Origin of the sequence: Streptomyces sp. NPDC006265 (assembly GCF_040613555.1) — a bacterium.
GTDB lineage: Bacteria > Actinomycetota > Actinomycetes > Streptomycetales > Streptomycetaceae > Streptomyces.
Genome location: NZ_JBEXSH010001550.1, coordinates 1 through 1,003, shown reverse-complemented (window position 1 = coordinate 1,003; position 1,003 = coordinate 1). Strand labels below are relative to the sequence as shown.

The window sequence follows — 1,003 nt, the reverse complement described above, 5'->3', positions numbered from 1 at the left end:
GTGGGAGGACTCGGTGGACCCCGGACGACGGCAACCAGTATGACGGAGCCGGCGATCGTGGCGATCCAGGTGGAGAGATCGAAGAACCCGTCCCGTCGACGGAGTCGACCCCGAAGATGACCTTGCCGAGCCACTACGACATGTGCCACGTCGTGCCGAGCGAGGGCCCGAGGATGAGGACGGGGGCGTCTTCCGGGCCGTCGAAGCGGCACTGGAGGGCAGGGGCCGTGGTCTCACTCACCGCTCCACGCCAACCGCCGGATCCGGCACCGCCGACGCGGGTCCCCGCATCCTGACACCCGGCTCCCGGATATCACGGGGAACTCTCGCGCCGCCTTCACGCATCTGCCCCCAGGGCGCACGGGGGTTCCGTCAGAGGTCGCCCGGCAGTCCGAGGCCGGTGAGGGCGCCGACCGGGTCCAGGTCGGGGGTGCCTCTGGGCCACCAGTCGTCGCGGCCGGGCTCGGACTCGTACGCGTACCAGAGGCCGTCGCGGCCGAGGCGGAGCTGGACGTGGCCCTGGGGGTGGGTGAGGTGGTTGCGCCGGGGCCGGAAGGCGGGCAGGTCGGCGGCGAGCAGGAGGGGGCGGGCCCGGTCGAATCGCCCGGCCGGCGGGTCCCACGGCTCCTCCAGTACGGCGAGGCCCTCCGGTCCGCCCTGACGCCAGGCGGCGACCGCGCGGGCCAGCTCGGATGGGGTGCGGCCCGCCGCGGCGGCGAGGGACGAGTACAGCGCCCGGGTGCCGGCGGTGAGTCCCGCCCCGGGGCGGGCGGCGGCCAGGCGGACGGCGTCCTGCCAGAACGTCAGCTGCCCGACCGGGTCACGGCCGGTGCCGAGCAGGGCGTGGGCGCGGGCCGCGGCGTCCGTGGCCAGCTGGTCCAGTGTGAAGGAGTCCGGGCCCCCGGGGGCCGCCGGGTAGGCCGGGGGCTGCTCGGGATGAACGGGCGGAGGCAGTGGCGCGGAGCCGTGGTTCTCCAAGGCCGCGGAGGCGGGGAGCGTGGAC

The 1,003-nt window shown here is 75.6% G+C and carries 1 pseudogene; it reads right to left on the bottom strand.

The window, feature by feature from the left end:
- Positions 1-372: 372 nt before the first annotated feature.
- Positions 373-1,003 (bottom strand): annotated as a pseudogene (locus ABZ281_RS50530) (hypothetical protein); the annotation flags it as partial.